Source organism: Bradyrhizobium sp. Ash2021 (genome assembly GCF_031202265.1).
GTDB lineage: Bacteria > Pseudomonadota > Alphaproteobacteria > Rhizobiales > Xanthobacteraceae > Bradyrhizobium.
The window spans coordinates 2,129,337-2,151,631 of sequence record NZ_CP100604.1 but is presented as its reverse complement, the minus strand read 5'-3'; the positions used below and the strand labels follow the sequence as shown (position 1 = coordinate 2,151,631).

19 protein-coding genes, 1 pseudogene and 1 riboswitch are annotated in these 22,295 nt (G+C 63.3%); of the genes and pseudogenes, 5 read left to right on the top strand and 15 right to left on the bottom strand.

All coding sequences use genetic code 11. From position 1 onward, the window contains the following. Nucleotides 1-271 precede the first annotated feature (271 nt). Nucleotides 272-544: a hypothetical protein gene (locus NL528_RS10355; protein ID WP_309182591.1), complete on the top strand. Its 273-nt coding sequence runs from the start codon at nucleotides 272-274 to the stop codon at nucleotides 542-544. Between the two features lie 305 nt (nucleotides 545-849). Here the strand turns inward: NL528_RS10355 and NL528_RS10350 are convergent, their stop codons facing one another. From NL528_RS10350 to NL528_RS10340, 3 genes are all read right to left on the bottom strand, one after another. Next, nucleotides 850-1,314, bottom strand: a complete 465-nt coding sequence (locus NL528_RS10350; protein WP_309182590.1) for a lipocalin-like domain-containing protein — start codon at nucleotides 1,312-1,314, stop codon at nucleotides 850-852. A gap of 39 nt (nucleotides 1,315-1,353) precedes the next feature. Next, nucleotides 1,354-2,271 carry a hypothetical protein gene (locus NL528_RS10345; protein WP_309182589.1) on the bottom strand — a complete coding sequence of 306 codons (918 nt, stop codon included), beginning with the start codon at nucleotides 2,269-2,271 and terminating at the stop codon, nucleotides 1,354-1,356. Nucleotides 2,272-2,504: 233 nt separating this feature from the next. Next, a complete protein-coding gene (locus NL528_RS10340) occupies nucleotides 2,505-4,514 on the bottom strand; it encodes a hypothetical protein (RefSeq protein WP_309182588.1) in 2,010 nt (669 codons plus the stop codon). Between the two features lie 165 nt (nucleotides 4,515-4,679). On the opposite strand from NL528_RS10340, the gene ggt reads away from it, so the two are divergent. Continuing rightward, on the top strand, nucleotides 4,680-6,491 hold the full coding sequence (ggt, locus tag NL528_RS10335) for a gamma-glutamyltransferase (RefSeq protein ID WP_309182587.1): 1,812 nt from the start codon (nucleotides 4,680-4,682) through the stop codon (nucleotides 6,489-6,491). A gap of 190 nt (nucleotides 6,492-6,681) precedes the next feature. Here ggt and NL528_RS10330 read toward each other — a convergent pair whose 3' ends face one another. From NL528_RS10330 to NL528_RS10290, 9 genes are all read right to left on the bottom strand, one after another. Next, nucleotides 6,682-7,188: a carbon monoxide dehydrogenase subunit G gene (locus NL528_RS10330; RefSeq protein WP_309182586.1), complete on the bottom strand. Its 507-nt coding sequence runs from the start codon at nucleotides 7,186-7,188 to the stop codon at nucleotides 6,682-6,684. 9 nt (nucleotides 7,189-7,197) lie between these two features. After that, nucleotides 7,198-8,034: an XdhC/CoxI family protein gene (locus NL528_RS10325; RefSeq protein WP_309182585.1), complete on the bottom strand. Its 837-nt coding sequence runs from the start codon at nucleotides 8,032-8,034 to the stop codon at nucleotides 7,198-7,200. 185 nt (nucleotides 8,035-8,219) lie between these two features. Further along, nucleotides 8,220-9,431, bottom strand: a complete 1,212-nt coding sequence (locus NL528_RS10320; protein WP_309182584.1) for a VWA domain-containing protein — start codon at nucleotides 9,429-9,431, stop codon at nucleotides 8,220-8,222. Then, the gene (locus NL528_RS10315) at nucleotides 9,428-10,300 is read right to left on the bottom strand and encodes a MoxR family ATPase (RefSeq protein ID WP_309182583.1); all 873 of its coding nucleotides are present in this window, start codon (nucleotides 10,298-10,300) and stop codon (nucleotides 9,428-9,430) included. Before NL528_RS10315 ends, NL528_RS10320 begins: the two co-directional genes overlap by 4 nt. A 157-nt stretch (nucleotides 10,301-10,457) precedes the next feature. Continuing rightward, complete coding sequence (locus tag NL528_RS10310) at nucleotides 10,458-12,878, bottom strand: aerobic carbon-monoxide dehydrogenase large subunit (RefSeq protein WP_309182582.1); 2,421 nt, start codon at nucleotides 12,876-12,878, stop codon at nucleotides 10,458-10,460. After that, nucleotides 12,875-13,375, bottom strand: coding sequence for a 2Fe-2S iron-sulfur cluster-binding protein (locus NL528_RS10305; RefSeq protein WP_309182581.1), 501 nt, complete (start codon nucleotides 13,373-13,375; stop codon nucleotides 12,875-12,877). The genes NL528_RS10310 and NL528_RS10305 overlap by 4 nt, the downstream gene beginning before the upstream one ends. Before the next feature lie 11 nt (nucleotides 13,376-13,386). Then, a complete protein-coding gene (locus tag NL528_RS10300) occupies nucleotides 13,387-14,250 on the bottom strand; it encodes a xanthine dehydrogenase family protein subunit M (protein ID WP_309182580.1) in 864 nt (287 codons plus the stop codon). Nucleotides 14,251-14,548: 298 nt separating this feature from the next. Continuing rightward, complete coding sequence (locus tag NL528_RS10295; protein WP_309182579.1) at nucleotides 14,549-15,760, bottom strand: MHYT domain-containing protein; 1,212 nt, start codon at nucleotides 15,758-15,760, stop codon at nucleotides 14,549-14,551. Nucleotides 15,761-15,861: 101 nt separating this feature from the next. Continuing rightward, nucleotides 15,862-16,416, bottom strand: a complete 555-nt coding sequence (locus NL528_RS10290) for a 6,7-dimethyl-8-ribityllumazine synthase (protein WP_309182578.1) — start codon at nucleotides 16,414-16,416, stop codon at nucleotides 15,862-15,864. Between the two features lie 72 nt (nucleotides 16,417-16,488). Beyond that, nucleotides 16,489-16,647: riboswitch (FMN riboswitch) on the bottom strand. A gap of 425 nt (nucleotides 16,648-17,072) precedes the next feature. Here NL528_RS10290 and NL528_RS10285 point away from each other — a divergent pair. After that, on the top strand, nucleotides 17,073-17,573 hold the full coding sequence (locus NL528_RS10285) for a YbjN domain-containing protein (protein ID WP_074279000.1): 501 nt from the start codon (nucleotides 17,073-17,075) through the stop codon (nucleotides 17,571-17,573). 247 nt (nucleotides 17,574-17,820) lie between these two features. Next, nucleotides 17,821-18,585, top strand: coding sequence for a pyrroline-5-carboxylate reductase (gene proC, locus NL528_RS10280; protein WP_309184849.1), 765 nt, complete (start codon nucleotides 17,821-17,823; stop codon nucleotides 18,583-18,585). 133 nt (nucleotides 18,586-18,718) lie between these two features. Here the strand turns inward: proC and NL528_RS10275 are convergent, their stop codons facing one another. After that, nucleotides 18,719-19,114 (bottom strand): hotdog domain-containing protein, encoded by a 396-nt coding sequence (locus tag NL528_RS10275; protein ID WP_309182577.1) that lies wholly within the window; start codon nucleotides 19,112-19,114, stop codon nucleotides 18,719-18,721. Between the two features lie 190 nt (nucleotides 19,115-19,304). After that, nucleotides 19,305-19,508 (bottom strand): tautomerase family protein, encoded by a 204-nt coding sequence (locus tag NL528_RS10270; protein WP_025590867.1) that lies wholly within the window; start codon nucleotides 19,506-19,508, stop codon nucleotides 19,305-19,307. Between the two features lie 202 nt (nucleotides 19,509-19,710). Between NL528_RS10270 and NL528_RS10265 the strand changes: the two are divergent. Further along, nucleotides 19,711-20,672 (top strand): annotated as a pseudogene (locus NL528_RS10265) (IS4 family transposase). A gap of 54 nt (nucleotides 20,673-20,726) precedes the next feature. On the opposite strand, the gene hisS reads toward NL528_RS10265, so the two are convergent. After that, entirely contained in the window at nucleotides 20,727-22,208 is a 1,482-nt protein-coding gene (gene hisS / locus NL528_RS10260) for a histidine--tRNA ligase (protein ID WP_309182576.1), read from the bottom strand. Nucleotides 22,209-22,295: the final 87 nt, after the last annotated feature.

Here is a 22,295-nt window from a genome sequence, read left to right as displayed (position 1 = left end):
TGTACATCATGTGACGGGAGGTGCGAGCCGAACCGCTGTGAGTAAAGTGCACCGTTACCGTAATTCAAAACGAGGGACAGAAGCCCCGCGCCAATGTCTCAGTTGGGTTATTTGCGTCGGTTCGTTCCGCCGTTGACTACTTCCGATCTTCCGCCAACGACGGACATCAACCGACCGGCCCGGTTCGTCCGTTTCGTGCCAATGGGCGACATCGCAGGCTTGGCCTGATATGAAAGAGGCCGCCAACTGGGGTGGTCTACGAGGCAGGTCTATGCCGACAGATAAAGAAGCTTCTCGCATCTGGCGCGGTCGGATCAGGGATATCCTGAACGGGCAATGGGATCCGATTGGTGGGTGTCCCGCCGATGAATACGATGGCTACGTTGGCACCATCGCCGCCATGGTTCGCGATAATGCGACGGACGCCGCTCTGATCAAATATTTGGAATGGGCCGAATCTGTTCACATGGGCTTCGGCCGATTTGATCCGGAGCGCGCCAGGACGGTCATCGCATCAATAAGAGCACTTGGCACGGCTCCGTAGCAAAAGGGACCACTCCTGCCGAACGTCTGCTGCCGGTCAAAATGCGAAATACTCAACCAGCGCTGCGGCGTCACCACGTCATTGCGAGCGAAGCGAAGCAATCCATCGCGCGGCATACGCGGAGAGATGGATTGCTTCGTCGCTGCGCTCCTCGCAATGACGGGGAGACGTCGGAATTCAGCCCGTAGGGCGGGTTGGCCGTAGGCGTAACCCGCCACTCTGTCGTCGGCGAAACGGCGGATTAGCTTTCGGCTCCAAACCGCCCTACGCACTATGAGGGCACGGCGGTATAGCAAACGAAAGTCTTAGCGTGCGCGCTTCGCGCGCTCGAAGATTGTCGTCGCCACTCCACCGCCCGACGAGTGCGGGTCTGTGAAGTGCAACTCATCGCCCCTGACACCAAACGAACGCTTGGTGTTCTTGCCGTCCCAGTTAGGAAACGTCGCACGCTCGACCTGAAACGTGAAACTCTTGTCCGCCGCATCGACGACGTAAGTGCCGAAATGAGCGAAGCTTCCAGCAACGACGGCCTTGCTCTCATCTGCCGTACCGCTGGAACGGTTTCCCGACGCGAACTTCGGGAGGTCACCGGAAATGAAGATGATTGAATATCGCCCGATCGCATCGAACACCAGGTGGCCCTTTGCATTTGGGCCATAAGCGTCGAATTTTTTACCGTCCCGCTCGGTTACGACCGAAACAAGCGTCCACGTGCCCACCAGGTCCTTCGGATCGTGGCTAACCGAGTGGGTGAGTTTGGAATTGACCATGGACCAACCTCCTCTTTTCCCCGGAAAATGCACTCCGGATCACGCACGATCTTCAAGTGAACGTTTTGCGGCAGCGAAGGCACCGATAATCTGAGGCGTCAGATAGATCGGAAGTTGGACCAGCGCGAAGTAGAGCCACGTCAGCTCCGGCAGGGATGATCCATATTGGGCGGCAGCCATGAGTCCGACATTGCGATGGCCGGTTGCAAAGCCCGTTATGAAGGCATCGTCCGCACCCATGGCGCGAAGCACGACCATGCCAATTCCGAGACTGGCGAGCGCGACGATGAAGGCGACGGCGGACAGGCCGAGCAGCAGGAGGGGCTCGCTGAATATCTTCAAGACGACTCCGTCGAACATGGCGAGACCGAACAGCGCAAAGACCAGCAGGTTAATGCCTGCGAGTTCGTGACGGAAACCTTGGAGGCGCGCGTGACCGAGCCACAGCCTCAAACCCGTCGCAGCCAGCGCCGAGCCGCCAATCATGACCAACAGGTTGCGGCCGAGAACGAAGCTATCGATCGGGATGGCCGTCCCGGCCACCCAGCTTACCAGGAAAGGCGCGGTGAACGGCTGGATCGACATTGTGGCCAGCAAAAGCAGAACCGGGAAGGTCACGTCCATGCCAAGCACCACCGCCACCGCCGGTGTGGCCATGATGGGCGCGGCTCCGGCCTGCAAGCTGAGCGCCAAAACAAAACCGGGGTCGAACCCGTCTCGACCGACAGTGTTCAGGATTGCCCAGAACAGGGCGGGAATGACGAGCATCGCCCAGCACGTCGCGGACAGCAGTCTGAGAGGCCGTGTGAGGTTTTGCCTCGCATGGCTCAGGTCAAGCTGAGCGAACGCATTGACGAGGAATACCGCGATCATTAACGGCAGGCCTGGCCTGAGCGCCACACCCAACCCCGGACAAATCACGGGAACGAACGCACCGACACACAACGCGATGGTCATTCCCCTCGCACCCTGGGTGCCCACAATTGACAGCAAGGTTCGCAGCCTGACCATCCAAGGTTCTCCCCAGGGACCGGCATTGACATCGACGCAACCCGTAACCTCCAGGCTTACTGCCTTACTGAGATTTACATCGATGGCTTCCTAAAGCGGAAGCTCGTTTTGCACATGGCTCCTAACGGACCTCACGTTTCCGGCGCGACAGGGTGGAGTCTATCGGCAAGCTCACAGCATCAGCTGTGCGCCGGCCAGTGCCGGTCGCGGAACCAGGGGCGGTATTCCGACATTTTTGCGCGCTGCGCGGCCGGCGCGTGACGCTTGCAGGTCGAGGCTTCCTCGCTGTTCTCGGGCGCCCCCCACCGCAGCTCCACGCAGTCGTTGGGATTGTAGGCCATCTCCAGATCCACCGCGCGATCGAGCACGTCCTTGACCGATAGCGTCCATTGCGAGCCGTCGCTGCGGGTATAGGTGATTTTTCGCGACGCCAGTTCGGATGCCAGCACGCCCTGCAATTCGTTCTTCATGTCGGCCACGCTTTTGCCGGGCGGTATCGCGTAGCGGTCCGCCCGCCGCGCAAAGCGATCGGGGAATCCGCGCACCACGTCGATCGCGATCAGCACCCGGAAATCGCGCGCCGGGGTCGAGTAATCCTCCCAGGCGCCGGAGGTCGCAAAGATCGCCGCGCCGTCCGGCATGGTGGCGTCGCCGGTGGCCTTGGCCTGATATTTCCGGCCGTTTTCCACCGCCGTGACCCGCGTCCTGATCTGCTCGGAGAGGCTTGCGATGGCGTCGGTCATCGCGCTTTGCGGATCGAGCGGCTCCGGCGACATCACGTCGTCCATGCGATCGTAAAATTCCTCGACGGCGATTTGCGACTGCTCGGGCGAGAAATCGCCGTATTGCGGATTCCTGGCGATTTCGGCGTTGCTCTGCCGCCGCAACGGACCGTTCTTCTCGCGCGTGATCGGGCGGAAGTGCTTGAACCCGGGGCTGCCGAGCGCGGGTTCGTGCGCGAACAGGAAATTGCCGCGCCAGAAACGCTTCCGCGTGATCGAGCCGTCCGGCTCGGCGTCAACCGCCAGGAAGACGCCCGGCGTGCCGTTCGCTTCCGGCACGCGACGCACCAGCATCAGCACATGGCCGTAGGGGTCGCCGTACACAGTCCCCGGACGCAGCGCCTGCTGGTTCAGCGCCACGGTGTAGAAATCGGCGTTGTCGTCGCCCGCGCGCACGGAGCCGGTATGGACGACGTCGCCGACGTCGCGCAGATATTCGCCGAAATTGGTCGGGCGCTTCGGCGCGGGCGGCACCGGCTTCGCAGGCGGCGTTGCGGACGGTTCGGCCGGCGGCGGCGACCGGCCAAATAAACCCAGCAGGCCGGGCGTTGGCGGAGGCGGCGGAGCAGCATCAGCCGCGACCGGCGCGGCGTCCTTCTCCGGCGGCGGCGGCGGCCGCGTGACCTCGGGATGCTCGACGTCGAACCACTGGTAGCACTGCGGCGGCCTGCCGCCGACGCCGCGCGAGCAATTGGTATAGCCGAACGGCAGCCCCATCTTGAAGGCAAAATAGGCGCGCAGGAAATAGACGAAGTCGGCGCAGTCGGGACGAAGACCGGACTTTGCATTGTCCTCGCCGCGGCCGAGATAATTGAACAGGAAATTGCGGGACTGGTCGCGCAGCACTTCGTGCCAGGCTTTCCAGGACAGATCCTGGTCGACCGGCGCGTCGAACAGTTTTTCGATCCATGCCGAGAACAGCGCTTCGTTGGTGCTGTTCCAGCCATTGTTCACCTGCCAGATGCTTCCCGCCGGGATGCGCACGCCTTCCGGCTTGCGCGCGCTGACGACGATGTCGCGGGTGACCGGGCTGCAATCCGCCGATGCAGGGTTGCGTTCCAGCTTCGCGTGCCAGGTACCGGCGGCAGGTGCTGCGACCTCGGCGAACCAGGAATAAGGCGGCCCGCCGCGCCGGTCGGACGGTTTGACCGCGACGCTTCCATCGGGCGCGATCAGCGACAGCACGCCCTGGACCGGCTTTTCGGCGACGACCATGACGCGCAGCGGCGCACCGGTCCAGGGCGCCCGCGGCGACGGCAAGACGGTAATCTCGGCCGGGCTGGCGCAGGCCTCGGATGCCGCTGCGGCCCGGGATGATTCCGCCATCGAGAAGAGCAGGACGAAAAATCCGCCTGCGATCAGCGAGAATGCCGTCGCAGCGGCAGCAAAGCGGCGCGCAAGAAGCATTTGACTGTAACCCCGTAAAGGACTCGAAACCTGCATTGCCCGGCGGGCTTGGGCGCAGGATAGCGAATTAGCAGGGACAAGTCAGCGGAATTGACTAGACTTCGGCATCGGTTCGCGGCCGCCAGGCGACGCTGAAATGGACTGAAAAGGACAGAGAAGAATTGCATGCCTTTGCTGGTTCCAAGCGGCGAATTGAAAATTCGGCCAGATCGGATTGCAAGTCGGATTGCAAGTCGGATTGACATCATCTTCAAAACGTTGACGGGGGCCTGCATACGGGTTGCCTGCGTTTGGTCGCTGGTTGTGGGTTCCGTGGCCAACGCTGCCTCGCCGACACCGGTGGCGGCTGAAAAGGGCATGGTGGTCAGTGCACAGCACCTGGCGACGAAGGTCGGCGTCGACATTCTCAAGCGCGGCGGCAGTGCGATAGATGCTGCTGTCGCGGTGGGATACGCCCTGGCAGTGGTCTATCCGGCCGCCGGCAATCTGGGCGGCGGCGGCTTCATGACGATCCGGTTTGGCGATGGACGAAAGACCTTCCTCGATTTTCGAGAGAAGGCCCCTCGTGCGGCGAGCCGGGACATGTATCTGGACAAGGACGGAAAAATCATCAAAGGCCTGAGTACGATCGGCTGGCTGGCAGTTGGCGTCCCCGGCACTGTGTCTGGTCTGGAGTATGCGCGGAAAAAGTACGGGACGATGACGCTTGCAGCGTTGATCGAGCCGGCGATCAAACTGGCCGAGGAAGGATTCACGCTGCAGCAAGGCGACGTCGACATGCTCGCTACGGCGACCGAGGATTTCAGTAGACTGCCAGCTACCGGCGAGATTTTTCTCGACAAGGGACTGCCTTTTGTGGCCGGCCAACGGCTGGTGCAGCGTGACCTTGCAGGCACCTTGCGTTCGATCAGAGAGCAGGGCGTTGACGGCTTCTATAGGGGCAAGACGGGGGCGGCCATCGTCAAGGCTGCCCGGGCAGGCGGCGGAATCATCGATCAGGAAGATCTGGATCGCTACGAGACCCGTGAGCTCGCGCCCGTCGAGTGCGATTACCGGTCCTATCACGTGATCTCGGCACCCCCGCCGAGCTCGGGCGGTGTTGCCATCTGCGAGATGCTGAACATTCTGGAGGGATATCAACTCCGTGAGTTGGGTTGGGGATCGGCGCAGGCGCTGCATTACGAAATAGAGGCGATGCGCCACGCCTTTGCCGATAGAAGCAGTTTGCTGGGGGATCCGGATTTTGTCAGCATTCCGATCCGGGAGCTGATCGACAAGCGGTATGCGGCAAAGATCCGGGATGCGATAAAGCCCGACAAGGCCGGAATCTCCGGCGATATCAGGCAGGGTGTTGCGCCGCACGAAGGCAGCAACACGACGCACTTCTCGATCATCGACGATGCCGGCAACGCCGTTTCGATGACATATACGCTCAATGACTGGTTCGGAGCGCGGGTCGTTGCATCAGGCACCGGCGTGTTGATGAATGACGAAATGGACGATTTCACGCCAAATCCTGGTGTCGCCAACGTCGACGGGTTTGTCCCGGGAGACGCGAATGCCATCGCGCCGGGCAAGGCCCCCCGAAGTTCGATGAGCCCAACGATTGTCACCAGGGACGACAAGCCCGTCCTCATTCTCGGCACGCCGGGCGGAGCGCGCATCATCACGACCGTCCTGCAAACCATCCTGAACGTCGTCGATTTTCAGATGAACGTTCAGGAAGCCGTCGATGCCCCCCGCATCCATCAGCAGTGGCTGCCCGATGTAACCAATACGGAGCGATACGCCCTTTCACCCGACACACGCAGAGTGCTGGAGAGCATGGGGTATCGGTTTGAGGATTCGCCGCCGGCCAACCACGTATCCGCGATCATCGTCGGTGCGCCGAGTCTTGGCGGAACGGCAATCGCTCGAAACAGGTTCTACGGTGCGAACGATCCGCGTGGCGGCACCGGACTGGCGCTGGGGTATTAGAGCACTTGAGTTGAATTGGCGCCCGCGTTCAGGTCCGCCCCGCTTGCGGGGAGAGGTCGAATTGCGAAGCAATTCGGGTGAGGGGGACTCTCCGCGCACTGAACTCGTGGAGAGTCCCCCTCACCCCAGCCCTCTCCCCGCAAGCGGGGCGAGGGAGAAGACCATTCGCGTCGACCTAATCTCACCCACTTCAGGCCGCGCCGGTCAGCTTGCCCAACCAGCCCTTGGGCGCCGCTTCCGCGGGAGCCTCTACAACCCCTCCGACAACTTCGCCGAACGACTTGAAAAACTCGCCCGCCAGCTTCTTTGCGGTGGAATCGATCAGGCGCGCGCCGAGTTGCGCCAGCTTGCCGCCGATCTGGGCAACGACCTCGTAGTGCAGGATCGTGACGTCAGGGCTTTCGGATTCAAGCCGCACCGCGGCGCCACCCTTGGCAAACCCGGCGACGCCGCCGGAGCCCTCGCCCGAGATGCGATAGGAGTTCGGCGGGTCGAGATCGGACAGCGTCACCTTGCCGCCAAAAGTCGCCTTCACCGGGCCGACCTTGAAGACGACGGTCGCGGTCATTTCGGTCGGCGAGGTCATGTCGAGCGACTGACAGCCGGGGATGCATTGCTTCAGGATTTCGGGATCGTTGAGCGCCGCCCAGACCTTTTCCTTCGAGGCCGGGATCCGCTGGCTGTCGTTCATCTGCATGTTCGGCTCCTAGCTATTTGCAACAGGGTTGGGGGCGCGCTGGCCGCGGCGGCGCTCGACGGTGATTTCAGCCAAGATCGACATCGCGATCTCCTCCGGCGTGATGGCGCCGAGGTCGAGCCCGGCCGGCGCCTTGACGCGATCGATCGCTGACGCGTCGACGCCTTCCGCGATCAGCTTTTCGCGCAGCGCCGCCATCTTGCGGCGGCTGCCGACGAAGGCGCGGTATTCGGCGTCGGTTGTAACAGCCGCGCGCAAGGCGGCTTCGTCACCCCGCCCTTGGGTCGAAACCACGATGAAGCGCCGCGCCTGGTGCAGTTTTCCGAGCGCAAAGCCGTCGACGAGTGCGTCAGCGTCCGGCACCGCGACCAGATCGGCCGCGGGCGCCGCCAATGTGACGTGATAGCCGAGCTGCCGCGTCTGCGCCGCCAGCGACATCGCCACCGGGCTGGCGCCAAAAATCAGCAGCGACGGATGCGGCAACACCGGCTCGACGAAAATATCCATGGTGCCTTTACTCGGGCATAGGTTGCTGGCGAAGCGGATGCCGCCGCGGGCCTCGCCGGGCTTGACGCCGAGCTCGGCGAGCAGATCTTCCGGCTGCACCGACACCATGCGCGGCTCGCCGTCGGCCAGCGCCTCGCGCGCCGCCTTCAACACCGCGCCGCGCGCGCAGCCGCCGCCGATCCAGCCGGCGACGATGGTGCCGTCGGGCCGGATGATCGCTTTCGCACCGGCTTTCGCCGCCGTCACCGACACGGTGCGCACCACGGTTGCCAGCACGAACGCCTGTTCGGCGGCTTTCATCTGCGCGACCAGATCCATCACTTCGACATGCGCGGTCATCGGAGCCTCCCAAAGTTCCTCCCTCTCCCCGCTTGCGGGGAGAGGGTTGGGGTGAGGGGGAGTCTCCACAGACCGTGCTCGCGGAGAGTCCCCCTCACCCGCGCCTTTGGCGCGACCTCTCCCCGCAAGCGGGGCGAGGTGAACTGAATCCGCGGACAAACTGACTCAAACAGGAACATCTCGCTCTAAAACCTCGCCAGATAGGGTTCGAGCGCGGTCAGGCTTTGCAGCGTATTGGCCGGCGCGTAGAGATCGACATGCGGCAGCGCGGCCTGGATGCCTCTGGCCTCGGGCGTGTAGCCCTGCCACGCCATCATCGGGTTGAGCCAGACGATGCGGCGGCAGCGGCGGCCGAGGGCTGCCATCTCGCGGCCGAGCAGCGCGGCATCGCCGGTCTCGTAACCGTCGGACACGATCATCACCACGGTACGCGAATGGATCACGCGGGCGGCGTGCCAGCGGTTGAAGGTCTGCAGGCTCTCGCCGATTCTGGTGCCGCCGCCGGCGCCCTGCGCCATGATCGAGAGCCGGTCGAGCGCGCGCGCGGCGTCCTTTTCCTTCATGGCGTCGGAGACATGCGCGAGCCTTGTGTGGAACAGGAACGCCTCGGCCTCGCGAAACTCGTCCAGCACGCCGTGGATGAAGCGCAGGAACACGCCGGTATACATGCTCATCGAGCCGGAGGCATCCAGCAGCATCACGAGGCGCAGCGGCTTTTCCTTGCGCTGCCGTTTCACCAGAGCGATCGGCACGCCGCCATGGCTGATATTGCCGTGAATGGTCCTTCGCAGATCGAGCCGGTAGCCGCGCCGCCGCGCCAGATCGCGCCGCGTCAGCCGCGTGCGCATACTCTTTGCCAGTTGCGCCGCGACCGCGTGCGCCTCCTCGATCTGTTCGGGATCCGCCATCTTGCGGAAATCGACCTCGGCGAGATTTTGCGCGCGTGACGCGCCTTCCATGCGGCCTTCGCCGGAGCGGTCGTTGCCCGCGCCATCGGCAGACGGAACCTGATCCGTGGCACTGTCGCCGCCGGCGCGCGGCTCGGACCGATTGTTCGCCAGATTCTTCAGCGACGGATTGTTGGCTGCCCTGGCCGATCCCATGGTGACCGATCGCGATTTGACCCGCTTGCCGAGCCAGAACGCATCAAAAATGCCATCGAATTTTTCCCAGTCGGATTTCCGCGCCGAGAACAGATGCTTGAACGCCGAGCGCAGCAGGCCCGGTTTTTTCGCATAGCCCGCGGCCATCAAGCCAGCCGCGTCCTGCCCTTCGGCGAGGCCGACCGCAAAGCCGCTGTCGCGCAGGGTTTTGAGAAACGCGGCCAGCTTCCCCGAGACGAGGCGGGAAACCTCGTCGAGCTCTTCATAACCTGGGTTGGTGCCGCAGCAGCTCATGCGACCTTCCCCAACAGGCGTTCGCTGACTTCGCGGGTCATGCGCGACTTGTCCTCATGGGTTTTCAGGAGGCACATCAGGGTTTCGTGCACGGTCTCGGGCGCGTCGTGCAAATCGTGGACATCGAGCCCGACCAATGCCGCCGCCCAATCCAGCGTCTCGGCGACGCCCGGAACCTTGCGCAGCTCTTCTTTGCGGACGCTTTCGACCATCCACGCGATCTGCAGCGACAATGATGCGCTGGCGCCGGATATCCGCGCCATGATGATGCGCGCCTCGCGGTCGGCGTCGGGATAGTCAACATAGTGGTAGAGGCAGCGGCGGCGGAGCGCGTCGGACAATTCGCGGGTGCCGTTCGAGGTCAGCACCACATGCGGGATCGTGATGGCCTTGACCGTTCCGAGTTCGGGGATCGAGACCTGGAAGTCCGACAGCAATTCGAGCAGGAACGCCTCGAACTCGTCGTCGGCGCGGTCGATCTCGTCGATCAACAGCACCGGCGGGGTGTCGCGCCGGATCGCCGCCAGCAGCGGCCGCTCCAGCAGGTATTTTTCCGAAAAGATCTGGTCCTCGACTGCATCAGGGTTGTCGCCGCGATGGGCCTGGATCGACAGCAATTGTCGCTGGTAGTTCCACTCGTACAGCGCGGCCGATTGATCGAGCCCCTCATAGCATTGCAGGCGGATCAGCTCGGTCGCGTGCGCGGACGCCAGCGCCTTCGCCACTTCGGTCTTGCCGACGCCCGCCTCGCCTTCCAGCAGCAGTGGGCGCCTGAGCAGTTGCATCAGCGAGATCGCGGTCGAAAGCTCGCCGTCGGCGATGTAGCCGGAGGCGGCCAGCGCTTGCGCGATCTCATCACGGGTTTTCATTGGCGGTGCATACCTTGTCGTCTCGCGCGCAGCGTAAATTCTGAAGCGACCCAGTTTCCGGTCATTCCGGGATGGTCCGAAGGACCAGACCCGGAATCTCGAGATTCCGGGTTCGATGCTTCGCGTCGCCCCGGAATGACTGCCCGGGGTAACGACGTTACGCGAACACTCCCAGGTTCTTCGCCGCCTTCCAGTTGCGCCAGAAATCGTGCGGCATCTGGATATGGGTGCTCCCCAGGAACGAAAACGCGTCGTTGACGGCGTTGGAAAACGCCGGCACGCCGCCGACATTCGGGCTTTCGCCGACACCCTTGGCGCCGATCGGATGATGCGGCGACGGCGTGACGGTGAAATCGGTCTCCCAATGCGGGGTCTCGACCGCGGTCGGCATGAAGAAATCCATGAACGAGCCGGTCACCACATTGCCGTCGTCATCATAGCGGATTTCCTGGCCCATCGCGATCGCGAACGCCTCGGTGAGGCCGCCATGCACCTGGCCCTCGATGATCATCGGGTTGATGCGGGTGCCGCAATCATCCAGCGCGTAGAAGCGCCTGATCTTGTAGACCCCGGTATCGACGTCGATGTTCATGACGCAGATATAGGCGCCGAACGGATACGTCATGTTGGGCGGATCGTAATAGCTCACCGCTTCCAGCCCGGGTTCCATGCCCGGCGGCACCGAATTATAGGCCGCCCAGCAGATGTCCTTCATCGACATCGTCTTCTCCGGCAGGCCCTTGACCCGGAACCCGTCGATATCCCATTCGAGGTCGTCCTCGTGGACCTCGAGCTTGTAGGCCGCGATCATCTGCGCCTTGGCCTTGATCTTTCGCGCGGCCATCGCGATCGCCGCACCCGCGACCGGCGTCGAGCGCGAACCGTAGGTACCGAGGCCGTAAGGCGCGGTGTCGGTATTGCCCTCCTCGACCATGATGTCGTCGGCCGGAATGCCGATCTCGGTGGCGATGATCTGCGCCCAGGTGGTCTCGTGGCCCTGGCCCTGGCTCTTGGTGCCCACGCGCGCAATTCCTGCTCCCGTGGGGTGAAGGCGGATTTCGCAGGAATCGAACATCGCGATTCCCAAAATGTCGCAATTCTTCGACGGACCGGCGCCAACGATCTCGGTGAAGAACGACACGCCGAGGCCCATGATCTCGCGGGTCTCGCCGCGCTTGAACGCCGCACGCTTTTCCGCCTGCTCCTTGCGCAGGCCGGCATAGTCGACCGATTCCATCATCTTGCGCATCGCGGTGGCGTAATCGCCGGAGTCGTATTCCCAGCCCAGCGCCGAGTGATACGGGAACTGCTCCGGCTTGATGAAGTTCTTCAAGCGCAATTCGACAGGGTCCATGCCGAGCTTTTGCGCCAGGATGTCCATCCCGCGCTCGATGCAGTACGCCGCCTCGGTCACCCGGAACGAGCAGCGATAGGCGACGCCGCCCGGCGCCTTGTTGGTGTAGATGCCGTCCACCGACAGATGCGCGGTCGGGAAGTCGTAGGACCCGGTGACGATATTGAAGAAGCCGGCCGGCCATTTCGACGGGTCGGCGCAGGCGTCGAACGCGCCGTGATCGGCCAGCACGTGGACGCGCAGTCCCGTGACCTTGCCCTCCCTGGTCGAGGCGATCTCGGTCGTCATGTGGTAGTCGCGCGCGAACGAGGTCGCGGTCAGGTTCTCGATGCGGTCCTCGACCCATTTTACGGGCTTGCCGGTAACGATGGACGCTACCGCGGCGCAGATATAGCCGGGGTAAGCGCCGACCTTGTTGCCAAAGCCGCCGCCGATATCCGGCGAGATCACATGGATCTTGTGCTCGGGAATCTTGGCGATCAGAGCCACCACGGTGCGGATCACATGCGGGGCCTGGAAGGTGCCCCAGATCGACAGCTCGCCCTTGATCTTGTCGAACGAGCAGACGCACTGGCAGGTCTCCAGCGGCGACGGATGGGTGCGGTGATAGGAGATCATCTCCTTGATCGTGACATCCGCCTTCCTGAAGGCGGCGTCGGTCAGATCCTTGTCGCCGACGGTCCATTCGAAGATATGGTTGTGGTGCCTGCGCGGGCCGTGTGCGCCCGATGTCTTGCCGGCGAGATCCTCGCGCAGCACCGGCGCATCCTTGTCCATCGCCTTGAACGGATCGATCAGCGGCGGCAGCGGCTCGTATTCGACCACGACCTTGTTGATGCCGTCATCGGCGGCATAGCGGTCGGTCGCGACCACAAACGCCACTTCCTGGTTCTGGAACAGCACCTTGCCGTCGGCCAAAACCATCTGCACGTCGCCCGCGAGCGTCGGCATCCAGGCGAGGTTGACGGTCTTCAGCGTCTCCGCGGTGATGACGGCGAGCACACCCGGCACCTTCAGCGCCTCGTCGCCATTGATCGACTTGACCCGCGCATGGGCATGCGGCGAGCGGACGAAATCGCCGTGCAGCATGCCCGGCAGTTTCAGATCGTCGACGTAATTGCCCTTGCCTTGCGTGAATCGGATGTCCTCGACCCGCTTGCGCTTGCAGCCCATGCCTTCGAGCTTGGCTTCACGTTGTTCCCGCGTGGGAGTCATGTCGTTCATTCCGCAGCCTCCTTGAATTCAACGCCATTGATCCTGGCGGCGGCGTACTGGATCGCCTTGACGATGTTCTGGTAGCCGGTGCAGCGGCAGATATTGCCCGATATGCCCATCCGGATTTCTTCTTCCGTGGGCGACGGGTTTTCCTTCAGCAGCCGCTGCGCGCGAACAATCATGCCGGGGGTGCAGAAGCCGCACTGCAGGCCATGCATCATGCGAAAGCCTTCCTGCAGCGCGTGCAGCGAGCCGTCGGCATTGGCCATACCCTCGATGGTGGTGATGTCGGATCCCTGGGCCTGCACCGCGAACATGGTGCAGGATTTTACCGACATGCCGTCGATATCGACGGTGCAGGCGCCGCAATGCGTGGTCTCGCAGCCGATATGGGTGCCGGTCAGCGCCAGATTTTCGCGGATGAAATGCACCAGCAGCGTGCGCGGTTCGACGAGGCCTTCGACCTCGGCGCCGTTCACCTTCATGGTGATGTGGGTTTTTGCCATTTGTCCCTCCCCTAACCAGCTTTGGCTGCAGCGCGGGTCAGCGCCCGCGTCACCATGATGCCGCCGACATGTTTGCGGTATTCGACGGGACCGCGGGCATCTGCGGCCGGCGCCATGATCGCGACCGCTGCGGCAGCGGCCTTTTTCAGCGTCGCCGCATCGAGGCTGGTGCCGATCACCGCCTTGGCGGCGTCATCGGCGAGCAGCGGCGTTTCCGACAGATTGGTGAGGCCGATTTTGCAGGTGGCGACCTTGCCGCCCGCCATCGTCAGCACCACCGCGGCCGCCGCGGTGGCGTAATCGCCGACCTTGCGCTTCAGCTTTTCGTAGGCGTAGCCGTGACCGGCCGCGGGCACCGGAATCGAGATCGCGGTCAGGAGTTCGCCGGGCTCGAGCGCGGTGAAATAGGCGCCCTGGTAGAACTCGCTTGCCGCGACATCACGCGCGCCCGACTTGCCTTCGAGCCGGTAGCTCGCGCCCAAAATCATCATCAGCGCCGGCATGTCGTTGCCGGGATCGCCGTTGGCGACATTGCCGCCGATGGTGCCGCGATAGCGCACCTGGGGATCGGCGATCACAGCAGCGGTTTCGTGCAGGATCGGCAGTGATTTGGCGATTTCGTCCGACGCCAGCAATTGGTGCTGGGTGGTCATCGCCCCGATCACGATAGTGTTGCCGTCGCGGCGGATCCCCTTGAGGCCGTCGATGCCGTGCAGATCGACCAGATGCTCGGGGGTGGCGAGCCGGAGCTTCATCATCGGGACCAGGCTGTGGCCGCCGGCCAGCGGCCTTGCCTCGTCGCCCAGGGTCGAGAGCAGTTTGACCGCGTCGGCGACCGTCGCCGGCCGGTGATAGCTGAATGGGCCAGGAATCATGGGTCTCCTCCATTCGTCCTTTGCGCTTTTGAAATTGGCGCGGACTTTGGGAGGCAGGCTGTCCCCGGTTGTTTTCGCGTGCAATCGCAGGGGCACAAGGTCAGGAAATTCGCACGAATTACGGATAAGCGCGCACGAAATGCGTCAGCCCTGGCGACCTAATGGGCTTCCGTCATCCTGAGGTGCGAGCGCAGCGAGCCTCGAAGGATGGATGAGCAGCCGGGCTGTCGCCCTTCGAGACGGCCGCTTCGCGGCCTCCTCGGGGTGACGGGGATGGAGTGGAGCGCGCTGCCCTAACTCAAGCGTGGCGCCGGGCGAGGCCCAACCGCGCCTTCACCTCGGCGATCTTGGCGCGGCTGACCGGCACGCGGTGCGGCGACGGGCCGTCGAGTTCGACGATCGCGCCGTCGCCCTCCTTGCGGACAAGGGTGACGTGGGGGATTGCGATGATGTGGCTGCGGTGCACCCGGACGAACAGGCCGGGGTCGAGCTGGGCCTCGGCCTCCGAGATCGACCACGGACACATCCGCTCGCGGGTGCCGTCATGGACCTTGGTGTAATGGGCGTCGGCGCGGACGCTCCTGATATCGGCGGTAGCGATGAAGTGGGTGCCGTCGGCGCCTTCGACCGGCAGCCGGGGCGCGGGTGCCGCGCGGGGCGGCTGGCCGATGCCGCCGAGCGGCGTTGTTGCCCGCAGCCGCGGGCTGGTGGGCGCGCTGCTGGCGTCGGCCGACGGAACATCAGCCGCCAGCATGGCCGGACCGGCGGCGACCATATCGGCCTGTGCCACAGATTTTTTGCGCGGGTCCGGCACCAGCGACAGCAGGAAACCGGCCGCGATCACGAAGCAGAGCAGCGCCACCACCAGCGACAGCATTTGCGACGACGCCGCCAGTCCCTCGATGTGGTGATGCGATCCCTCCGACGGCGCGACCAGATGCATGCCGGCCATCGCGGTATAGTGCATGCCGGACACCGCAACCCCGAAGGCGACCGCGCTCAACGCCAGTTGCACGCCGCCCTGCCGTGCCAGGAACGCACGCAAGCCGCCATAGGCCGTGACAATCGCGATTCCGACCGACAGGACGACCATGGCGGCGTCATGCGTCATTCCGAAATCGCCGGACAGCCCGTGCATGCCGACATAATGCATGCTGGCGATCCCGAGCCCGAGCAGCACCGCCGAGGACGCCACGCGCAACAGCGACGGCTCGCCGGTCGAGACAAAAAACAGGGAAATGCCGACCACCAGCGCGCAGATCAGGAACGATACGATGGTCGGCAGCACCAGATAGACCGTGCCCGACGGCAAGGGTGCGGCCAGCATGCCGACGAAATGCATGGTCCAGATACCGATGGCGAGGAAGAACGCGGCGCCGGCCAGCAGCAGCCGATGACTGGCGTCCGGCGTCCCGCGGATGCGCGCAGTGAGGCCGAAGCCGGTGTAACCACCCAGAATCGCGATCACCACCGAGAGCGCGACGAGATAGGGATCGTGTCCTTCGAACATGATCTTATCGGCCGCCCGTCTCCACGGGCATGCCTCCTCCCGTCGCCGACCTTACATGGCCGGCGGCGGGAATGACAATCAACCGATTGTGGAGGTTTTGCCTACACAATCCCCGCCGCGACCTGGCCGCGCAGCCGCTCCAGGCTGAGCAGCGTGTTGGCGCAGGCTTCGGCGACCTCGATGCCCTTGGTCGCGAAATGTTTACGGAAGAAATCGAAATGCGCGGCGCTTTCGTGGAAGTGCTGCGGCGTCAGCACCGCCGAAAACACCGGCACCTCGGTGCGCAACTGCACATCCATCAGCGCCTTGATCACGGTGTCGGCGACGAACTCGTGGCGATAGATGCCGCCATCGACCACGAGTCCGGCGGCGACGATCGCGGTGTAGCGCCGGGTCTTGGCGAGTATCTGCGCATGCAGCGGGATCTCGAACGAACCCGGCACCTCGAACACATCGATGTTGGTGATGTGGCGCGCCGCGCTCTCGGCCAGGAACGCGATGCGGCATTCCTCCACCACGTCGCGATGCCAGGACGATTGCACGAAGGCGACCCGCTGCGGTTTGGCAAAACGCGGATGCGCCGGCGGGTGCGCGGGAGGTTCGGGGGTTTGGCTTTTGGGGTTTTGGACTTCAGGCTCTTGCAACATCTGATTCATGGCTTTCCTCTTTCAGGACCAGAATCAGGGCACACGGAACGAAACAGCCACGCGCGAAAGCGCGGCTGCCGCAACCGTTCTCTTTCATCCGGACTTTAACCGTCGGCTTCGGATTCGCACCGAATCTGCTGACCCTTTTTCTCTGGTTCCCCAGAGAAGAAGGCGCTCGCGGGCTTGGGCAACGTCACCCTTACCGCCGGTGGGGATTTTCACCCCGCCCTGAGAACATCGGCTGCCCGGCTGGGCGACCTGCCCGGATTATGTCGAACCGGAGCTGTGCCAGCAAGAACCTTCACTATGGGTAATCCGCATGTGCCCATGACGCCAAAGCGAAACTGGGCGATACTCCAGACGGCCTTTGGCCGGAAAAATTAACGATTAAGGCGGGAACCAACGCGCTGAGCCGGCCTGAGCACAATCCGATTCCGGTTTGTTCTCATGACAAGAGTCAACGCACGCGATCAACTGTGGACGAGCGCCGCTTTCGTTGTGGACGGACTCGGGGTGCGGTTGCGCGGATTCCGCAAATCACATCACTTCATCCCGGCAGGCCTCGGGGGGACCCAGGGGATTGCAGCCGGCAGCAGCGCATCGTTTGGCGCGTTCCGGCGCCGTGTGCGTATCAACAGATTTAAAAGAACAAGGGTCGAGACGGCATGTCCCTCCTCGAAGGCATAATTGATTCCCGGACCAATCCGCTCGCGGTCGTCGAGGATATCGCCGCCAATAACAACTGGGCGTTCGAGCGTTCCGGCGAAGACGAAGTTACCATCGTCTCCAAGGGCGACTGGACCGATTACCAGCTCTCCTTCACCTGGATGGCCGAGATCGAAGCGCTGCATCTGGCCTGCGCCTTCGACATGAAGATTCCGGCCGCGCGGCGACCCGAAGTGCAACGGCTGATCGCCGCGATCAACGAACAATTATGGGTCGGACATTTCGACATCTGGACCCACACCGGCATGATCATGTACCGGCAGGCGCTGCTGCTGCCGGGCGGGCTCACCGCCTCGGCCGCGCAATGCGAGAGCATGCTGGTCGGCGCCATCCACGCCAGCGAGCGCTACTACCCGGCGTTCCAGTTCGTGGTCTGGGCCGGCAAGACGGCGCAGGAAGCCATGAGTGCGGCGATGTTCGACACCGAGGGCGAGGCGTAGGGCGCGTTACGCCGGCGTGCCCGCCACATATCCGGTGTCGTCCCTGCGAAAGCAGGGACCCATACGCCGTGACGCCGAAGTTTTCGCAAAATGCTTGTAGCGCCTTCAGCGCTTCACTAGAACCGCTGGTGGCTATGGGTCCCCGCTTTCGCGGGGACGACGAGAGTAATTTGTGGTGACACCTCCAAAAACTCACAACCCTTTGCAAAACGTTCACGGCACCATCGCCCTTGCCGGCGCAGGAAAAATGGGCGGCGCGATGCTGACCGGCTGGCTGGCGCAGGGGCTCGATCCCAAACGTGTCGTGGTGATCGAGCCGCATCCGTCGGCCGAGATCAACGCGCTGGCCGCCAAAGGCGTTCGCCTCAATTCGCCGGCCAAGCAAGTCGGCGAAGTCGACACGCTGGTGGTCGCGGTGAAACCGCAATCGTTCCGCGAGGCCGGCGCCGCGCTGAAAGCATTTACGGGACCGTCGACGCTGGTGGTTTCGATCATGGCGGGCACGACTATCGCGTCGCTCGAAGCGGTCTGCGGCGGCAGCGTGGTTCGCGCCATGCCGAACACGCCGGCCGCGATCGGCCGCGGCATCACGGTCGCGGTCGCGGCCAAAAAGGTCAGCGCCGCACAGCGTGCGATCGCCGACGCCTTTTTGCGCGCCACCGGGTCGGTCGAATGGGTCGCCAGGGAAAGCCTGATGGATGCGGTGACAGCGGTGTCCGGCTCGGGCCCGGCCTATGTGTTCCTGCTCGCCGAAGAACTGGCGCGCGCCGGCGTCGAGGCCGGCCTGCCGGCCGAGCTCGCCACCAAACTGGCGCGCGAAACCGTCGCTGGCTCCGGCGAATTGCTGCACCGCTCGGACCTCGCGTCGGCCACGCTGCGCCAGAACGTGACCTCCCCCGGCGGCACCACGGCGGCGGCGCTCGACGTGCTGATGGGACCGAACGGGCTGCAGCCGCTCTTGACGCGCGCGGTGGCCGCGGCGACGCAGCGTTCGAAGGATCTGGCGAAGTAGTTACTGTTCGCGATCGTCATCCTGAGGTGCTCGCCGTCTTCGGCGAGCCTCGAAGGATGACAGCCACAGTGCTTGCGGCCCATCCTTCGAGGCGCGCAAGAGCGCGCACCTCAGGATGACGATGAGTGTGCTGCTATTTCGCCCCAAACCGCTTGTTGAATGCCTCGACATTGACGAGGCCGCGGGCGTGGTGGCCGTCGCCGATCTTGCGCTCGCCCTCGAAGGCCTCGACCTCGAAGCGGATCACGCGGCGCTCCACCGCGATCACTTTTGCCGTGGTCCGCACCGTGGCGCCGACCAGCGAGGCGCCGAGATGGCGGATATTGACTTCGGTGCCGACCGTGACCCAGCCCGGCGCAAGAAACCTGCGGATGGCGTCACCGGACGCTATCTCCATTTCCAGGATCATCATCGGCGTCGCGTAGACCATCGGCATATCAGGCACGAAATGCCCGACCGTGCGCTCGACCGGCACGACCAGCGTTCGCTCGGCGCTCATGCCAATCCTGATGACGTCGCGTGCGTCCATGATGATCCCGATGCGCAAACACACTCCGCTGTCATCCCGGCCTCGAGCCGGGACCCATACCGCGCGATGCCAATGTTGCGCGATGCTGGAGCTACCGCCCACGCTAACAACAGGCATTGGTGGTTATGGGTCCCGGCTCCTGATGCGCAATTGCGCATATCGGCCGGGACGACGCGTGGTGAGAGCTGAATTACTTCTTCGCCGCCGCCGCGCGCTCAACAAAGGTCTTGCCGCCCTTCATCTTGTGGGCCAACGGGGCTTCGTTGATCTGGATCACGACCGCGTCGGCATCGACGCCGAGGTTTTTCACCAGCGCCTGGGTGATGTCGCGCATCATGCCGGCCTTCTGCTCGTCGGTACGGCCGGCGGCCATGCTCACGGTAATCTCAGGCATTATTGTCTCCTCGTTCCCGTTTCTTTTCGTCATGGCCGGGCTTATCCCGGCCATCCACGATCTCTTCTATCAAACAAGACGTGGGTGCCCGGCACAAGGCCACGGCTGTCCGGTTTAATTTTGGTGGACAGGGCGCATGGCATTGATTCTTCTGTGTTCCAAGCGTTTGGCGACGTTTTGGGACACGGAGAAGGATCAAGCCATGCAGCATCACAATAGTGTATTCCACAGCGTATTGAAGCAGGTTCCGTGGCATCGCTTTGATCAGCTTGTGGATGAGCACGGGGCCGACAGGTGTTCAGCGGCCTGTTCGCGCATTTGGTCGGGCAGCTCACGCGTGGGCTCAAGCGCAAGACCGGCGAAGCGGTGCACCTGATCGATTCGAGCAGCCTTCGTCTGAGCGCGCTGAGCAAGGACTGGGCGAGGTTCTCGGCAGGTGTCTGCGGCGCCAAGATGCACATCGTCTATGACCCCGACGCCGTTTGCCCGATCTATGCCGCTGTCACGCCGGCCAACATCAATGACATCACTGCCGCCAAGGACATGCCGATCGAGGCCGGGGCCACCTACGTGTTCGACCTCGGCTATTATGACTACTCCTGGTGGGCCAAACTCCACGCCGCGGACTGCCGGATCGTGACCCGGCTCAAGAGCAACACCAAGCTTCACGTGGTCCACAAGAATGCAGTCGCGGCAGGCTCAAATATTCTTTCTGATCGCATCGGCCATCTGCCGCAACGTATGGCACGCAACCGTCAAAACCCGTTCCAGGATCCCGTCCGCGAGATCCGCGTGCGCATCGACACCGGAAAGATCCTGCGCATCCTCACCAATGACCTCGATCTACCGGCAACCGATATCGCCGATCTCTATAAACGCCGTTGGCAGATTGAGCTGTTCTTTCGTTGGGTCAAGCAGACCCTCAAAATCAAGCAGTTCATTGGACGCTCCGAAAATGGCGTGCGCATTCAGATCGCAGTGGCTCTGATCACCTTCCTACTGCTGCGCCTGGCACACACCGCCCAGCGAGCCGTTCACAGCCTGCTCACCTTCACCCGTCTGGTGCGCGTAAACCTTATGCACAGACGACCGATCAACAGGCTGCTCCTTCCACCGCCTCCGATCATCAAAGATCAGCGACAGTTGAGCCTCAGCCTATGCTAAAATTAAACCGGACAGCCGTGGCACAAGGCCGGGCATGACGCGCTGAATGAATAGCTATCCCCACTTCACGTCATGGCGCGCCAGCACTTCGCGCACTTTTGCGACGATCTCGTCCTCTTTGCACGAAAACTGCGCCGGACGGGTCTCCCGCCATTCCTGGTTGGAGGCGATCGCGGCGGCCGCCTTGGCGCCCTCGATCAGATCCTTGATCTGGATTTCGCCGCGCGCCTTCTCATCCGAGCCCTGGATGATGACGCAAGGCGAGTTGCGGCGGTCGGCATATTTGAGCTGGTTGCCCATGTTCTTGGGGTTGCCGAGATAGAGTTCGGCACGGATGTTCGCGTTGCGCAGCTGCGCGACCATCTTCTGGTAATCCGCGACGCGGTCGCGGTCGAACACGGTCACGACCACGGGGCCAAAGTCCGGCGTGGTGTCGAGCTTGCCGAGCATCGTCAGCGCGGCCTGCAGCCGTGACACGCCGATCGAAAATCCGGTCGCCGGCACCGGCTCGCCGCGAAAGCGCGAGACGAGACCGTCATAGCGTCCGCCGCCGCCGACCGAGCCGAAGCGCACGGGGCGGCCTTTTTCGTCCCTGGTTTCGAGCGTGAGTTCTACTTCGTAGACCGGGCCGGTGTAGTATTCGAGGCCGCGCACGACGGAGGGATCGATCTTGATTTGGTCGGCACCATAGCCGGACGCCGCAACCAGTCTGCTGATTTCGTCGAGCTCTCCGCGGCCCTCCTGGCCGATCTTGCTGTCGCGCAGCCGCGCATCGATCTGCTCGGCTTTTTCATCGGTTCCGATCGCGCTGATCACCAGCGCGATATCATCGGCTTTCAATCCGGCGCCCTTCGTAACGTCGCCGGACTCATCCTTGCGACCTTCACCCAGCAACTGCTGAACTCCGGATATGCCAAGCCGATCAAGTTTGTCGATCGCGCGCATCACAGTCAGCCACTGACCGTCATCGGCAATGCCGAGCGCGTCTCGCACTCCATCGAGCACCTTGCGGTTGTTCACCTTCACCACATAGCTGCCACGCTCAATGCCCAGCGCTTCCATCGTATCCGCCGCCATCATGCACATCTCGGCATCGGCGGCCGGCGAGGCCGAACCCACCGTATCGGCGTCGAACTGCATGAACTGGCGGAAGCGGCCGGGGCCGGGCTTTTCGTTGCGGTAGACGTAGCCGGCGCGGTAGCTGCGATAGGGCTTTGGCAGCGCCTCAAAATTTTCCGCAACATAGCGCGCCAGCGGCGCGGTCAGGTCGTAGCGCAGCGAGATCCACTGCTCGTCATCGTCCTGGAACGAGAACACGCCCTCGTTCGGCCGGTCCTGGTCGGGCAGGAACTTGCCGAGCGCGTCGGTGAACTCCATCGCCGGCGTTTCCACCGGCTCGAAGCCGTAGCGCTCATAGACCTCGCGGATTTTCTCCACCATCTGCCGGGTGGCGGCGATGGCGGCGGGGCCACGGTCTTCCAGCCCGCGGGGCAGGCGGGCGCGGAGTTTTTGCGGTTTTTTGGGTTTGTCGGCCATGGGCGGGTGGTACCAGCCGAGGCGCGATGCGGCAACCGGGGCTGTCCATTAGTACGTCGTCATTCCGGGGCGCGTCGAAGACGCGAA

Bases quoted from the DNA above. Each gene is read 5' to 3' on its own strand.
- NL528_RS10275 (WP_309182577.1), bottom strand. From the start codon at position 19,114: ATGGACGCACGCGACGTCATCAGGATTGGCATGAGCGCCGAGCGAACG.
- NL528_RS10295 (WP_309182579.1), bottom strand. From the start codon at position 15,760: ATGTTCGAAGGACACGATCCCTATCTCGTCGCGCTCTCGGTGGTGATC.
- hisS (WP_309182576.1), bottom strand. From the start codon at position 22,208: ATGGCCGACAAACCCAAAAAACCGCAAAAACTCCGCGCCCGCCTGCCC.
- NL528_RS10315 (WP_309182583.1), bottom strand. From the start codon at position 10,300: ATGAAAACCCGTGATGAGATCGCGCAAGCGCTGGCCGCCTCCGGCTAC.
- NL528_RS10340 (WP_309182588.1), bottom strand. From the start codon at position 4,514: ATGCTTCTTGCGCGCCGCTTTGCTGCCGCTGCGACGGCATTCTCGCTG.
- NL528_RS10290 (WP_309182578.1), bottom strand. From the start codon at position 16,416: ATGAATCAGATGTTGCAAGAGCCTGAAGTCCAAAACCCCAAAAGCCAA.
- NL528_RS10270 (WP_025590867.1), bottom strand. From the start codon at position 19,508: ATGCCTGAGATTACCGTGAGCATGGCCGCCGGCCGTACCGACGAGCAG.
- NL528_RS10320 (WP_309182584.1), bottom strand. From the start codon at position 9,431: ATGAGCTGCTGCGGCACCAACCCAGGTTATGAAGAGCTCGACGAGGTT.
- NL528_RS10285 (WP_074279000.1), top strand. From the start codon at position 17,073: ATGTCCCTCCTCGAAGGCATAATTGATTCCCGGACCAATCCGCTCGCG.
- NL528_RS10355 (WP_309182591.1), top strand. From the start codon at position 272: ATGCCGACAGATAAAGAAGCTTCTCGCATCTGGCGCGGTCGGATCAGG.
- NL528_RS10350 (WP_309182590.1), bottom strand. From the start codon at position 1,314: ATGGTCAATTCCAAACTCACCCACTCGGTTAGCCACGATCCGAAGGAC.
- NL528_RS10330 (WP_309182586.1), bottom strand. From the start codon at position 7,188: ATGCAGATGAACGACAGCCAGCGGATCCCGGCCTCGAAGGAAAAGGTC.
- proC (WP_309184849.1), top strand. From the start codon at position 17,821: ATGGGCGGCGCGATGCTGACCGGCTGGCTGGCGCAGGGGCTCGATCCC.
- NL528_RS10345 (WP_309182589.1), bottom strand. From the start codon at position 2,271: ATGACCATCGCGTTGTGTGTCGGTGCGTTCGTTCCCGTGATTTGTCCG.
- NL528_RS10310 (WP_309182582.1), bottom strand. From the start codon at position 12,878: ATGAACGACATGACTCCCACGCGGGAACAACGTGAAGCCAAGCTCGAA.
- NL528_RS10300 (WP_309182580.1), bottom strand. From the start codon at position 14,250: ATGATTCCTGGCCCATTCAGCTATCACCGGCCGGCGACGGTCGCCGAC.
- NL528_RS10325 (WP_309182585.1), bottom strand. From the start codon at position 8,034: ATGACCGCGCATGTCGAAGTGATGGATCTGGTCGCGCAGATGAAAGCC.
- ggt (WP_309182587.1), top strand. From the start codon at position 4,680: ATGCCTTTGCTGGTTCCAAGCGGCGAATTGAAAATTCGGCCAGATCGG.
- NL528_RS10305 (WP_309182581.1), bottom strand. From the start codon at position 13,375: ATGGCAAAAACCCACATCACCATGAAGGTGAACGGCGCCGAGGTCGAA.